The sequence below is a fragment of the Methylobacterium mesophilicum SR1.6/6 genome (assembly GCF_000364445.2).
GTDB lineage: Bacteria > Pseudomonadota > Alphaproteobacteria > Rhizobiales > Beijerinckiaceae > Methylobacterium > Methylobacterium mesophilicum_A.
The window spans coordinates 2,327,682-2,340,190 of record NZ_CP043538.1 but is presented as its reverse complement, the minus strand read 5'-3'; the positions used below and the strand labels follow the sequence as shown (position 1 = coordinate 2,340,190).

Sequence of the window (12,509 nt, the reverse complement as noted above, 5' to 3'; positions counted from 1 at the left end):
GGTAAGCAGGCAGGCATGGCCAACGTCGTCGTTGTGGGCGCCCAGTGGGGCGACGAGGGCAAGGGCAAGATCGTCGACTGGCTCTCCGAGCAGGCCGACATCGTCGTCCGCTTCCAGGGCGGACACAATGCCGGTCACACGCTCGTCATCGATGGAAAGACCTACAAGCTCGCGCTTCTGCCCTCGGGCGTCGTGCGCGGCGGCAAGCTGTCGGTGATCGGCAACGGCGTCGTGGTCGACCCGTGGCACCTCGTCGACGAGATCGAGCGCATCAAGGCGCAGGGCGTCGACGTCTCGCCCGAATCCCTGCGGATCGCCGACAACGCCACGCTGATCCTGCCGCTCCACCGCGAGCTCGATCATTTCCGCGAGACCGCCAATGCCGGCCTCAAGATCGGCACCACCAAGCGGGGCATCGGCCCGGCCTACGAGGACAAGGTCGGTCGCCGGGCGATCCGCGTCGTCGACCTCGCCGACCCTGACGCGCTGCCCGCCAAGATCGAGCGGGTGCTCACCCACCACAACGCCCTGCGGCGCGGCCTCGGGATCGACGAGGTGAACGCCGAGGCGCTGCTCGCCGAACTCAAGGCCATCGCCCCGAAGATCCTGCCCTTCGCCGACACCGTCTGGGCGCTGCTCGACGAGGAGCGCAGGGCCGGAAAGCGGATCCTGTTCGAGGGCGCGCAGGGCGCGCTCCTCGACGTCGATCACGGCACCTATCCCTTCGTCACCTCCTCCAACATCGTGGCGGCGCAGGCCGCGACGGGATCCGGCCTCGGCCCGGGGGCGATCGGCTACGTGCTGGGCATCGCCAAGGCCTACACCACCCGGGTGGGTGAGGGGCCGTTCCCTACGGAGCTGTTCGACGAGATCGGCGAGACCATCGGCAGCCGCGGACGCGAATTCGGCGTCAATACCGGCCGCAAGCGCCGCTGCGGCTGGTTCGACGCCGTGCTTGTGCGCCAGACGGTGCGAACCTCCGGCATCCACGGCATCGCGCTCACCAAGCTCGACATCCTCGACGGCTTCGAAGAGATCCGCGTCTGCACCGGCTACAAGCTGGACGGCGAGACCATCGACCACCTGCCGGCGAGCCAGGCCGCCCAGGCTCGGGTCGAGCCGATCTACGAGGTGATCCCCGGCTGGTCCGAGACGACCGCGGGCGCGCGCTCCTGGGCCGATCTGCCGGCGCAGGCGATCAAGTACGTCCGCCGGATCGAGGAGTTGATCGGCGCACCGGTGGCGCTGTTGTCGACCTCACCGGAGCGCGACGACACCATCCTCATGCACAACCCCTTCGAGGATTGACGCCGCGCGCTCTATCCCGTTGACGACACATCGTCTTGACCCATCCGCCCATATCCAGCCCGCACAAGCTTGATCTAGAAGGGGGATGCGGCCGGGCTCGCCCATGCGCCGTCATCAGGACGATCACCGGAAGGCTACGGCTCCGGACGGTGGACCAATGACATCATCGGCCGATGGCTGTGACCGACCCGACCGGGCGAACGCAGCCCTCGGTCTCCGGCCGCCGACCGGTCAGGCCGGACGGCGGTCGAAGGGGCGGACCAGGGCACGATGGCCGATTACTACCCTCTTCTGGCACGCGCGCTCGATGCGCTGCCCGATCGCACGCCTGCCTTGCGCAAGGCGGTTTACGACCGCGCGCGCAATGCCCTGATCGGCCAGCTCCGCTCGCTCGATCCGCCGCTTTCCGAAGCCGATATCGACCTTGAGCGGCGTGCCCTCGATGCGGCCATCGAGCGCCTCGAGGTGGATTACGGTGGCCTGCCCGCACCCGCCAACGACGCCGCGAACGGCGCTGAGCCGCCCAAGCCGCCAGTCAGCCCGGCCGCCGAAATCCCCGAGCCGTCACCGCCCGAGCCGGTCCTGCCGGCGGCCAAATCGCCTTTCGAGCCGCCGCGCACGCCTGACCCGAAGTCCGAGCCAGCCGTCGATGCGCGCCCGGGGCCGGAGCCGGAACCCCGCGAGGCGACGATACCCATCGCGCCCCGCCGTCCCGGCCCTGTTCCGGCCGCGCCACCCGTTGAGCCGGAGGCGCCCGGCGCCATGCCGGCTCCCGACGATACCGACCTCGCCGGTTCGACGGAGGCCGGCAACGGGCGGCAGCGGCCGCGCATCGAGGTGGTGCCGCCGCGCACCGGCCGTTCGCGCATGCTGCGCAACGTCTTTGTCGGCAGCATGCTGGCGGTGGTGATCGGCCTGATCGCGGTGGCGGCGTTCCTCCTCCGTGACCGGCCGCAGATCCTGCCCTCGACCGGAACCGAGACCGCCGACACGCAGCAGCCTGAGGGGGAGACCAAGTTCGGAGACCGCGTCGGCGGCGATGCGGCGCCGGCTCCGAAAGCCGCACCGCGCCCAGAGGGCAGCGCGCCCCCGAGAGCCGCCGCCGCGCCGTCCGATCCGAGCATAGCGGTCGCCCAGCGCGCCGAGCTGATCGAGGAGACGGCCGGGGCCGATGGCGGGCAGCCGACGAGCAGCCCGGGTCGGGTGACGTGGCGCCTAGACACGGTGAACGGCGAGCAGGGACAGCCGCTCCAGAATGCCGTGGTGGCGACGGTGACCATTCCTGAGGCGGGGCTCACGCTGGTCATGACGATCCAGCGCAATCTCGATGCGACGCTTCCGGCCTCGCATACGGTCAGCCTGGCCTTCAGCCAGACCGGCGGCACGGATCCGGTCCGCACCGTTCAGGATGTCGGGTTGCTGCAGGCGAAGGATGAGCAGAACGCCCGCGGATCGCCGGTTTCGGGACTGCCGGTCCGCGTCCGCGACAACTTGTTCCTGATCGGCCTGTCGTCCCTTCAGAACGACGTGGAGCGCAACACGGACCTGCTGCTTCACAGGAACTGGTTCGACTTGGCCCTGCGCTACACGAACGGCCGCCGGGCGGTCCTGACCTTCGAGAAGGGCTCCGCAGGCGCCCAGGTGATGCAGAGCGCCTTCGACGCGTGGCAGTGACCGCCTCCATGACCGACCGCCCGCAGGCCGACGCGCGAATGCGCGCCGGTCCCGCGTTCAGCGGGCCTCAATTCCGGCCCGGGGCAGCTCGCGGCTGGCGATGTTGCGCTTGACCGCTTCCTGAACCTTCTCGAAGGCCCGCACCTCGATCTGCCGGACGCGTTCGCGGGATACCCCGAACTCACCCGAGAGGTCTTCGAGGGTGATCGGATCTTCCGCCAGGCGGCGAGCCTCGAAGATGCGGCGCTCCCGCGGGTTCAGCACGCTCAGCGCGTCCCGCAAGGCGGAGAGGCGATTCCGGCCCTCCTGCTCGCGCGCCAGCACGGTCTCCTGGCTCGGCGCGTTGTCGACGAGCCAGTCCTGCCACTCGCCCTCGCCCTCTTCGCGCAGGGGCGCGTTGAGCGACGTGTCGCCGGACAGGCGCCGGTTCATGTCGATGACGTCCTGCTCCGGCACGCCGAGGCGGGTGGCGATCTGCTTCACCTGATCGGGCTTGAGGTCGCCCTCGTCGAGTGCCGAGATCCGACCCTTGGCTTTGCGCAGGTTGAAGAACAGCTTCTTCTGATTCGCTGTGGTGCCCATCTTCACGAGGGACCACGAGCGCAGGATATACTCCTGGATCGCGGCCTTGATCCACCACATGGCATAGGTGGCCAGCCGGAAGCCCTTGTCGGGATCGAAGCGCTTGACCGCCTGCATGAGTCCGACGTTGCCCTCGGAAACGACCTCGCCGATCGGCAGTCCGTAACCGCGGTAGCCCATGGCGATCTTGGCGACGAGGCGCAGATGCGACGTCACGAGGCGATGCGCCGCCTCGCGATCGCCGGCGTCGCGCCAGCTCTTCGCGAGGGTGAACTCCTCCGTGGGTTCCAGCATCGGAAACTTGCGGATCTCATCGAGGTAGCGCGAGAGGCCACCTTCGTTGGCGAGCACGGGAAGCGTACCGGCCATGGCATTCTCCTGGACCTAGGTCCCCCTGACGGGCGGACGCGACGGGCAACAGTGCCGTCCACTCGGGCCGCTCTTGAGCCGACCCTGCCGGCCACCCATGTCATACAGGTAAGCCGGTTGAGCCGGTAGCGATCGAGGACACTCACGTCGTCATAAACGCGCCACCGGCCGAATAGGTCGTACCATGTCACGAAGTGACGCGGTCCGCGGTGACCTTTCGCACGCGTTCAGGCCTCGGTTACAGCCGGCGGCCGACCATTCAGCCCGCCTGCAAAGCTGCGATCAGCGCGGCCATGTCGGCGGGGATGGAGCTCTCGAAGCGGAGCGTTTCACCGGTGCGAGGATGGCTGAACCCGAGCAGTTCCGCGTGGAGGGCCTGCCGGCCTAGCGTCGCCAGCGCGGCCCGCGCCGTCGGTGTGAGCCGCGCGGCCTTGGTGCGGAAGGCGCCGCCGTAGACGGCATCGCCGAGCAACGGATGGCCGCGATGGGCGAGATGAACGCGGATCTGGTGCGTCCGGCCGGTCTCCAACCGGCACCGCACCAAGCTGGCTTCCGGGTAGGCCTCTGTCACGCTGTAATGGGTGACCGCGTGCCGACCGGCCTCATCGGAGACGACCGCAATCTTCTCGCGTTGATAGCGGGAGCGCGCCAAGTTTGCCCGTATGCTGCCGGACCGAGGTTGCGGCAGCCCCCAGACGAGCGCCGCGTAGGCCCGTTCCAGGGGACCAGTGCGGCCGTGGTCGGCGAACTGGGCGGTCAATCCCTGGTGTGCCGTATCGTTCTTCGCGACGACGATGAGGCCGCTCGTGTCCTTGTCGAGGCGGTGGACAATGCCGGGTCGCCGAACACCGCCGATCCCCGACAGGCTGGCCCCGCAATGGGCGATGAGCGCGTTGACCAGGGTGCCGCTCTCGTGGCCGGGCGCCGGATGAACGACCAAGCCGGCCGGCTTGTCGATGACGATGAGGTCGTCATCCTCATAGACGATCGGCAGTTCCGCAGGCTCGGCGGCCGGAGCGGCGGGCGCTGGCGGCGGCACGCTCAGCGCGATCCGGGCTCCCGCCCCGATCTTCAGGGCCGGATCGCGAACCGAAATGCCGTCGCGCTGGACCCGTCCCTCGCGGACGAGGCTCTGCAATCGCGCACGGGAGAGATCCGGGAACAGCGCGACCAGGGCGCGGTCGAGCCGCGCGCCCCCCTCTTCCACGATCCCGAAGCGTTCTTCGGCGTCCCTGTCCACCCTGACCTCTGCACGCACGCGATCTGACCCGGCGAAGCGGATTTCCCCGCGAAGGCCCTTGCTCCTCCGGCGGGTCGTGGCTATAGCACCCCCGCGCCGCCGGAAAGCTCCCATCGTCTAGCGGTCTAGGACGTCGCCCTCTCACGGCGAAAACAGGGGTTCGATTCCCCTTGGGAGCGCCACCGGCGCATTTTTTTCAAGCTTTGACACTGTCCAGGCGCAAGTGAGTTCCGGACCCCCTTTGCGGTGAGTCCGCCGTGCCGCTTAACGAAGCGCCTCACGGCCTTGTCGACGAACCCTCCGCGCTGCGCTTCCCAGGTACACGGCTTTACCTCCTCCAGCGTCTGGCGGCCGGTGACATCCATGAGCTCATGCGGCAGGCAGCCTCGTTCCGCGAGGCGCGCAGCAGTTGCTTTGCGCAGTCGCTGCGCCGATCGATCCGACGACCCGGTCTGAGCGCATCAGTCGCTGCGCTCTCGGATCACCGGCCAAACGAAGCGCGGACGCTGCCGTGCCGATCCGCTTCGGCATCCGACCGTCGCGCACCATCTCGTCGAGCTTGGACGGGCTGACGCCGACATGGGCAGCCGCTCCGTTGCGGCGCAGCCCGCGGCGTTCCTCTCCGGGGCGGCCCGGATCCTGGCCAGCAAGGCCAGGTGCATGAAAAAGGCGTTTTGCGCCTCCCTGGAGGTACTCGCGCCGCGGCGTCTGGCGTTAGACGATCCGCAGACGATAGCCTCGGCGGCGGCGACGGGACGCTCGCGAGGGCAACCGAACCTGCAACCAGTCCTCACCGTCGTCAGTCTGCGGCAGGACGCCGGCGAAGATGCGGATCGTCCCTGGGCCCGGGCGAGCCACAGGCTGACGCGTGCCGTGCTCATATCGCCCTCGCGACGTCGTTCTGACGCCGGCGCCGGCGGCTGCCAGCGGATCGGGACGGCCCTCGAACCGGTCCGTGCCCGGATGCCCGGCTCGCCCGAAGGCAACCATCTTGAACCAGTCGCGGAAGACATCGTCTCGCGTGGACGTATCCACGTCGCAGATTCTTCGACTGCAGGCGCTGCCCCGACGAACGGCCCTTAGCGGGATGTCGCTCTGGTTATGCGCGACCTTGTCACGCCGCGCTCACACGGCCGGCGTCAGTGTCTTGTTCGCATGCCGGTGATGAGCAGCAAGAGCTTGCCCGTCCGGGCGTGACGCTTCCGGTCAGCCCGGATCGACGGCGCCGTGGTGCCCTTGAGGATCGGGACGGCCGAGCGGGAACTGCAGCCGTGGGTGATCAAAATTGCTTCCCTCCGTCGGAGTGAAAACCTGCCATTCTTGAAGACGCTGTGCGCCTGCTCTGGTGGATTTCGTTTCTTCAGCTCCCAGAAAAATCCTGGTTACTGCAAGACGTCGATGATCGATTTATGGAATCATTAGACGGTGTTTTTATATTTTAGAACCCACAGGCAGTCGCCGTGGAGGTATTGGTGGTCGATCTGAGGAGGCAGTGGCGCGTCGCGACTAGTGCGATGGTCGAGATAGTGCCGACATGCGGGCCGCCGATACCATGCAAGTTGGCGGATCTATCCGCGAACGGAGCGCGGCTGCATGTGAACAGCGTCCTCGGCATCCCTGATGTTTTCCAGATCAGGTTCATGACGACCGACGAAATACTATCGGCGCGCGTCGTCTGGAGGCGACCGAATCAAATCGGATTTGTTTTCGCTCCAGACACTGCGCTCGCGAGCTGACGTCACCACAGAACCACCGGTCTGGTCGGTCAGACGCGGACGCTTCCGTTTGCGAGGGCGGCTTGCCCGGTTTCGGCGACGATGGCGCAGCGGTCACGCATCGGGTCGTCCGGGCATCGCCGCGGAAGGCTCGCTCCGCCGTCGGCCGCATGAGGCCGCCGACGACGGCCACAGGCGTGTCGAGCACACGCCAGGTCAAGCGGAGCGTCTGCCCAACCGTCCGCGCCCCCTCCGTCTTGGCGAAGAAGGTGAGCACGCGCCGGTCGTGCTTCGCTGCGCGCCCTTTCCCACGCTTGATGGTTCGAGTCGGCCATGGCGCTCCTCGGCTCCGATACGGAGAGGCTGGAGGGGACCGCTCGAGATCACCGCATCGAGCGGTCCGTCCGCTGCCTGTTCGTCGCCGGTCGGCTTCTGCGGCCGGATCCATGGGACGTGGGCGAGCCGTGCCCTGACGTCGGCCGCGGCGATCGCGAGCGGAGCCAGCTCCCGACGGGTGTCGGCAAAGGGGACGATCGCGACATCGGCAGCGCGAGCCGGCCGGCGACGATCAGATGGTCGGTCAGCGTCGGCGTCACGGCCGGCTCCTCGCCGCCGGACGAGGCCATGGCCCGGTGCTCTTGCGCTGGGCCATTTTCGGCAAGCGACATCAGGGTCGTCTCGACGGCGTCGTCGTAGGCCAAGCGCGTTGCGGTCCGCGCGAACAAGTCGAGCCGCTTCGATCCGCCCAGAATCAAGGCGGGCATGCTCCTACCGTCGTGTCCGGCGCTGGTTCTGTGGTGAGGGAGCTGGGGGCACGGCCCGTGGCGGAGCGGCGTGAGATTTGACGCCGGTCAAAGACGCGGCTTCGGGCCGTTGAGAGCATCGGATTCTCAGCGAGGATCGAGTCATGAGCCTGAATGATCTCATCGGCCCAGCCTGCGCGGCCGCAGTCTTCACGCTTGGCGGCTATGCTGTCGTGAACGCCAATCGCAAGCACGCGGATGCGATCAGTCAAGTTCTTTGGACGGTCTTATGTATCTGCGCCTCTTTGATCCTCCTGGGTGGGCTCGCACAGATCCCGCCGAAAAGTCCACAAGAAATCCGCGGCTTTCAGAAGAGCACTGATCAACCGCCGCTGGTCTTCGCACGCGGCAGCATCGATTAGGATCGTTATTGCGTCGGCCCGCATCGCCGCTCTCCGGGACGAGCGCGGCGAGCGGCCGCTGAAGTCGATCGGCGCTCATGCCGTTGATGATGCGATGTCTGATCCGATGGTCCCGTTGATCTCGGCTGCTGCGTTCGTCGGCGTGGGATGGCTGATCATCCATGCCGGGCGCCAGTACGATGACGCGATCCGGCATACGCTGACTGTCTTCGCGCTGGTGATCGGGCTGCTGGTGACGATCGGCGTCACCGCGAAGCTGCGATCCATGATGGGCGTCGGCCGGATGTCCCACCGGATCGAGGCGCGGTCGCAGGCCGAGCGCGAAAGCCCGGTCCGCGCGGTGCGAAAGCTCGATGCGGGGCTCAACCCTTAGCGCGGCGCGTCGATGCTGCGGCTCCCGATGCTGTGTCCGTGAGCATGTGAGCCCGGGTGAGGACTGAGCCGCGGCTACGGAGAGTCGCCACGCGTAGGGGGACCGTCACCGTGCGCATGGCCCTCGTCCGCTGGTTGGCGAGGAGCGCGAGGGCCAAGCCGGCCATAATCGCGACGGCGTAGGCGGCGAAGAGCGCGCTGGAGAGGGCTGAGGCACCCATTACGCCGCTGCCATGCCCGCGATCGCTATCGCGATCTGCCAAGTGACCCACAGCATGAACCCGATCCAGCCTATCGTCGCGAGGCCGCCGATGGCCAAGCATGAGATCACCAGATGATCTCGGCCGGGACGGGTGTCCCGCTGCTGGATCGGCATCGTCTCAATCTGACCAATCATCGTGCCCGCCTCCGACCCGCAGACCAGTTCTGCGCAAGTTACGAGCCGGATCAGATCTGCTTTTAGGGCGCGCGGACGTGTCGCTACACACACGCAAACGGGGGACGCGGCGGCGACGCTCCGAAGGCTGGACGGGCTGTGTGCGTTGGCGCTCGTCGCGGCGCCCTGCGATGCGGCGTCCCGCGCGCGAGCACCGTCCCGATCAAGCGCCGCGATCCTCCTGGCTGCGTCGCCGATTGCACCGAACGGCAGGCCCAGCGGACGCCAGCAGCGCCGGCTCGCTGCGGGGAGATGGGACCGCGCAGGTAAGGCCGGCTCTCTCGTACGCCGCACCACCTCGGCGCCGCGGCTTCGGCCGGAGCGCCTTTCGTTTCCGGTGCCGGCCGGCTTAAGCCGCCGCGGCGCGCCTTCGAATTTTGGACGCACATCTTAGCCCCGCCGGCGCAGCTGCGCGGGGCTTTTTTGTAGTCCTCGGTCGCGGTAATTCTGCATTGGATCTGGCGCCCAATCCCCCCTCAGGGCACCGATCTGGGAAAGCCCGCCCGGTCCGCCGCGGCGGGCTTTTTCGGGCGCGCCGGTCACGGAACAGTTACCGCAACAGTTGCGCGTCGCACGCCATCGGCTGCCCCGCAGATGGGGGCGTGCTACAGCAGAGCTATGAAGCCCCTGGCCGCCGTTCTCGCTCTCGCTCTCCTCACGACCCCAGTCGACGCCAAAAATTTGGATGGCGAGAGGCTGCACGAGATGTGCGCGTCTCCTGACCTCAGCCTATACGTCGCCTACTACGCGGCAGGTTTGGCCCAGGGCGCGGCGCTGGCAAAACAAAATAATTTCTGCATTCCGACAACTGTGAACATGCAGCAGATGGCAGACGTCGCCTGCAAGTTCGTCGCTCTCAACCAAAATACTTGGCAGCACTCTGCCGGGACTGTTGTGACGAACTCCTTCAGCAATGCTTGGCCCTGCCCGAAGCGTTGACGGGATCATCGAGACTGCTGTCGCCCACGCGGCCGGACAAGCAGGGACCCGCGTGACGGCGCGCGACGTGACGGGCGGCAGCGGCAGGCGCGGTGTAGTCGGGTCCTTCCAGTAGAAGCGCCGCTGATCGCGGGCCATGGCTTCGGCAATGTCTTCAGCAGCCGCTGCAAATCCCGCCGATCGTCTTCTTCATCCTAGCCTCCGAAGCGCCTTGGCGCTGCATGAACGCTTTCCGGTCCCGGATCCGGGCTCGCTCGGCCGGAGATCCTTCTTCCTGGGACTCCGTGCTGGCGGGACGGGCTGGATCGGCTTTCGACTGATCGACAGTCGCAGGTGTGGGCTGCCGGTGCGCGGGAGCGGCGACAGCCGGGGTGACTAGGAGCGCCATCACGAGGGCGGATCGGATCATCGAGCTTCCTCCGGTACAAAAGCGGAAGATAGCATGCAGAATGAACAGGATTGATGATCCGCGAACACGCCGCGCAAGTCGGCCCATGCGGCGGTATGGAACGCCCGCTCTTCGACAGAGCAACGCCGGCCAAGAACAGGGTCGGTCCTGGTGCGGGTCCGCCGTCGCAATCGCATCCAAGAGCGCACGCTCGCCGCGACGGGCTTTGTCGTGACCGGTCCCGACCCGGGACGATCACCGCCGGGACGCCGCCACCGGCCGCTAACCCGCCGCGGTCATCCTGTCTCTGAGCCGCGTTGCGTATCGGCTCGGCTCACACGCTGGTGAGATCGGACGCTCCCCCGCCCCGTGAACAGATCGGGGCGGGGCCGAGCGGCTGATGTGCGTTTCCGCAACCAATCGGCCGCACCCCGCCGGCCATGTCAGACCCCCCGCCGGCCGTCGCCTGGGGGCGCGATCCAATCGAGCGCCTGTCCGAGCACGCCCTGCCGTGCCGGTATCACGCGCCGGCCGAATGGGCGGCGATCCGGACGAACGCCCTGACCTTCATCGAACGGCAATGGCGCTGAGGCGCACCGACTCGGCTGGACCGCGCCCGAGCTGTTCGGCGTGCACCCGTCGAGCGGGGCACTGCGCGGCGATTCCGACGGCGTGTTGATCCTGGGACCCGGCGCGGCCGAGACGGTTACCGCCGATCGAATCGGCTTCGGCCAGATGGCCGGCTATCACGCTACCGCGCGCCAGACGCCGACGTGCCGGTGTGGGCCTTCGCGGCTCGGGGACGCTGACCATCACCCGCAGGCTCGGCCGCGTGTGCCGATAGGCGGGCCCCGAGGCCGAAGCCTCGGGTTCTGTTGCTAGGCGTGCCCACGCCCCGGAAGATTACGCCGCGAGGCGCATCTCCATGCCGACGTTGTCGTTGGCATTTAGAGTTTTGGTCAGGTGCTCGGAACGGGGGTTGCCCGCGCCGAACCGGTCGAGTCCTTACCGAAAGCCGCATCTTACCCTGCCGGAGCAGGACAGAACTCGCGATCCCTTTACCGCCCAGTCGAACCTGTTTCGCCCCCAGCAGAAGCACCCTGGCAGCGGGCTGTCCGCAACGCCGGACGCTCGCCCTCGTCCCCGTGCGGTATCCGGGGCAGGATGCTTCTGGTGGAGGCGCCGGGTACCGCCCCCGGGTCCTGAAGCGTTATTATGAACCGGTCATCAACCTCGTGGCCACCTTACCCCGAAAGCGACGCTCTGGTCCACCGGTTACATGCGGGGCTGCGCCCCGGGGGGTGATCGAGAAGCCGAGCTTCCTCCGCGGGCACCCAGCGCAACGCCGCTCGACACGGGTAAGCTTCGCTTTCAGGAAGCGCGTCTCCTTGGAACGAAGCCGGGTCCGGCCTTCGCGCGTGCCCGGCCAATGCTCTTCAGCGATGGCGCCGATGATCGCGAAATGACGAAGGACCGTTGTTGCGGTCGCAGCCGATGCAGACGCGCGGATCCCACGGCAGATCGACGCCGAGCGGCTTCACGCTCAGTGCTTTAAGCGTCACGGAGCCCGTGTGCTCGACTGGAGCCTGGGCCATATGCGCCTCGGACGCCGGCGGGTTCGCGGGTGCCGTGGGCATCTCGTTCCCGAGGGTTGCGCAGCACGTCGCGAGCAGGACCAAGCTGCACGTCGACCAACCCGCAATCTTGCGCCGAGACGCCATCGGCTTCCTTCCGCAACCGTGGTCGTTTTTGCTCCTACAACCGGCGGGCGTACAGAGGCCCTAAGCAGTCCTCGCTGTTCAGCCCTCTCGTGCGGTTATCCGGCAACACTGATCTCGGAACACGATTTCGGCTTCTGCTCAGCCCGACCGACCCCCGTTCGACCCGATCTCGGCCAGGAGCTCGCGCCCGCCTGCCGTCAGGAACCACACGGTACGTGTTCAAGACGGCCGTGCGCGGCCTGGAGGCGGTGGAGTGGATAGCCATGGAGATCCGACCGCGAGAGGGTAGGGGACGTTGGACCGGTGCGACCTCAGAGGCAAAAAGCTGACTGATCGCCCGGACCTTAGGGGTCCCAAAGCCTCCTCAGCCACGGGTCCGTCGCGACCGGTGCAGGTTCTTGGCACAGCCAACGCGTTGATAATTCGCCTCCATCAGCTTCCGAACGGCAGCTGGGCACTACCCGCGAGGGGAGGGGCAAAGCAGTGGCTGATCCCGTATTTCCGGACCGGCGACGTCGACCAGCACACCAGGCGAGAGCGCACGGCAAGCGGCGCCCTGTCTGCACATCCCAATGGCGTGGCTTCCCGCGAAACGCATCT

12 protein-coding genes, 1 tRNA gene and 1 other RNA gene are annotated in these 12,509 nt (G+C 67.4%); 8 read left to right on the top strand and 6 right to left on the bottom strand.

Going from position 1 to position 12,509, the window contains the following annotated elements; genetic code table 11:
• Positions 1 to 15: 15 nt before the first annotated feature.
• Both MMSR116_RS11180 and MMSR116_RS11175 read left to right on the top strand, forming a co-directional pair.
• A complete protein-coding gene (locus MMSR116_RS11180) occupies positions 16 to 1,308 on the top strand; it encodes an adenylosuccinate synthase (RefSeq protein ID WP_039892720.1) in 1,293 nt (430 codons plus the stop codon).
• A 270-nt stretch (positions 1,309 to 1,578) separates the two neighbouring features.
• Entirely contained in the window at positions 1,579 to 2,982 is a 1,404-nt protein-coding gene (locus tag MMSR116_RS11175; protein ID WP_010683084.1) for a signal transduction histidine kinase, read from the top strand.
• A gap of 57 nt (positions 2,983 to 3,039) precedes the next feature.
• Here the strand turns inward: MMSR116_RS11175 and rpoH are convergent, their stop codons facing one another.
• A complete protein-coding gene (gene rpoH / locus MMSR116_RS11170) occupies positions 3,040 to 3,933 on the bottom strand; it encodes an RNA polymerase sigma factor RpoH (protein WP_010683085.1) in 894 nt (297 codons plus the stop codon).
• 259 nt (positions 3,934 to 4,192) lie between these two features.
• Positions 4,193 to 5,287, bottom strand: a complete 1,095-nt coding sequence (locus MMSR116_RS11165) for an RluA family pseudouridine synthase (RefSeq protein ID WP_010683086.1) — start codon at positions 5,285 to 5,287, stop codon at positions 4,193 to 4,195.
• Between MMSR116_RS11165 and MMSR116_RS11160 the strand changes: the two genes are divergently transcribed.
• Positions 5,280 to 5,355: transfer RNA gene (locus tag MMSR116_RS11160), tRNA-Glu, on the top strand. The two genes, MMSR116_RS11165 and MMSR116_RS11160, sit on opposite strands and share 8 nt — an antisense overlap.
• A 1,278-nt stretch (positions 5,356 to 6,633) precedes the next feature.
• Complete coding sequence (locus MMSR116_RS32520; protein ID WP_432419892.1) at positions 6,634 to 6,909, top strand: PilZ domain-containing protein; 276 nt, start codon at positions 6,634 to 6,636, stop codon at positions 6,907 to 6,909.
• 362 nt (positions 6,910 to 7,271) lie between these two features.
• Here the strand turns inward: MMSR116_RS32520 and MMSR116_RS11150 are convergent, their stop codons facing one another.
• Positions 7,272 to 7,589, bottom strand: coding sequence for a hypothetical protein (locus tag MMSR116_RS11150; RefSeq protein WP_158168846.1), 318 nt, complete (start codon positions 7,587 to 7,589; stop codon positions 7,272 to 7,274).
• Between the two features lie 206 nt (positions 7,590 to 7,795).
• Between MMSR116_RS11150 and MMSR116_RS11145 the strand changes: the two genes are divergently transcribed.
• Complete coding sequence (locus MMSR116_RS11145) at positions 7,796 to 8,053, top strand: hypothetical protein (protein ID WP_010683089.1); 258 nt, start codon at positions 7,796 to 7,798, stop codon at positions 8,051 to 8,053.
• 106 nt (positions 8,054 to 8,159) lie between these two features.
• The gene (locus tag MMSR116_RS11140; protein ID WP_010683090.1) at positions 8,160 to 8,426 is read left to right on the top strand and encodes a hypothetical protein; all 267 of its coding nucleotides are present in this window, start codon (positions 8,160 to 8,162) and stop codon (positions 8,424 to 8,426) included.
• Positions 8,427 to 8,645: 219 nt separating this feature from the next.
• On the opposite strand, the gene MMSR116_RS11135 is transcribed toward MMSR116_RS11140, so the two are convergent.
• Complete coding sequence (locus MMSR116_RS11135) at positions 8,646 to 8,801, bottom strand: hypothetical protein (RefSeq protein ID WP_158168844.1); 156 nt, start codon at positions 8,799 to 8,801, stop codon at positions 8,646 to 8,648.
• A 678-nt stretch (positions 8,802 to 9,479) separates the two neighbouring features.
• Here MMSR116_RS11135 and MMSR116_RS11130 point away from each other — a divergent pair.
• Positions 9,480 to 9,800: a Rap1a/Tai family immunity protein gene (locus MMSR116_RS11130; protein ID WP_039892450.1), complete on the top strand. Its 321-nt coding sequence runs from the start codon at positions 9,480 to 9,482 to the stop codon at positions 9,798 to 9,800.
• Positions 9,801 to 10,628: 828 nt separating this feature from the next.
• Entirely contained in the window at positions 10,629 to 10,778 is a 150-nt protein-coding gene (locus MMSR116_RS11125; RefSeq protein WP_158168842.1) for a hypothetical protein, read from the top strand.
• Positions 10,779 to 11,238: 460 nt separating this feature from the next.
• On the opposite strand, the gene ssrA is transcribed toward MMSR116_RS11125, so the two are convergent.
• Positions 11,239 to 11,411, bottom strand: a transfer-messenger RNA (tmRNA) gene (gene ssrA, locus MMSR116_RS32515).
• Positions 11,412 to 11,624: 213 nt separating this feature from the next.
• Positions 11,625 to 11,867, bottom strand: a complete 243-nt coding sequence (locus MMSR116_RS11115; RefSeq protein WP_158168840.1) for a hypothetical protein — start codon at positions 11,865 to 11,867, stop codon at positions 11,625 to 11,627.
• Positions 11,868 to 12,509 lie beyond the last annotated feature (642 nt).

Excerpts from the sequence above, each read along its gene's own strand:
- MMSR116_RS11180 (WP_039892720.1), top strand. The coding sequence starts at position 16 with ATGGCCAACGTCGTCGTTGTGGGCGCCCAGTGGGGCGACGAGGGCAAG.
- MMSR116_RS11165 (WP_010683086.1), bottom strand. The coding sequence starts at position 5,287 with ATGGGAGCTTTCCGGCGGCGCGGGGGTGCTATAGCCACGACCCGCCGG.
- MMSR116_RS11175 (WP_010683084.1), top strand. The coding sequence starts at position 1,579 with ATGGCCGATTACTACCCTCTTCTGGCACGCGCGCTCGATGCGCTGCCC.
- MMSR116_RS11130 (WP_039892450.1), top strand. The coding sequence starts at position 9,480 with ATGAAGCCCCTGGCCGCCGTTCTCGCTCTCGCTCTCCTCACGACCCCA.
- MMSR116_RS11135 (WP_158168844.1), bottom strand. The coding sequence starts at position 8,801 with ATGCCGATCCAGCAGCGGGACACCCGTCCCGGCCGAGATCATCTGGTG.
- rpoH (WP_010683085.1), bottom strand. The coding sequence starts at position 3,933 with ATGGCCGGTACGCTTCCCGTGCTCGCCAACGAAGGTGGCCTCTCGCGC.
- MMSR116_RS11145 (WP_010683089.1), top strand. The coding sequence starts at position 7,796 with ATGAGCCTGAATGATCTCATCGGCCCAGCCTGCGCGGCCGCAGTCTTC.
- MMSR116_RS11140 (WP_010683090.1), top strand. The coding sequence starts at position 8,160 with ATGGTCCCGTTGATCTCGGCTGCTGCGTTCGTCGGCGTGGGATGGCTG.
- MMSR116_RS11125 (WP_158168842.1), top strand. The coding sequence starts at position 10,629 with ATGTCAGACCCCCCGCCGGCCGTCGCCTGGGGGCGCGATCCAATCGAG.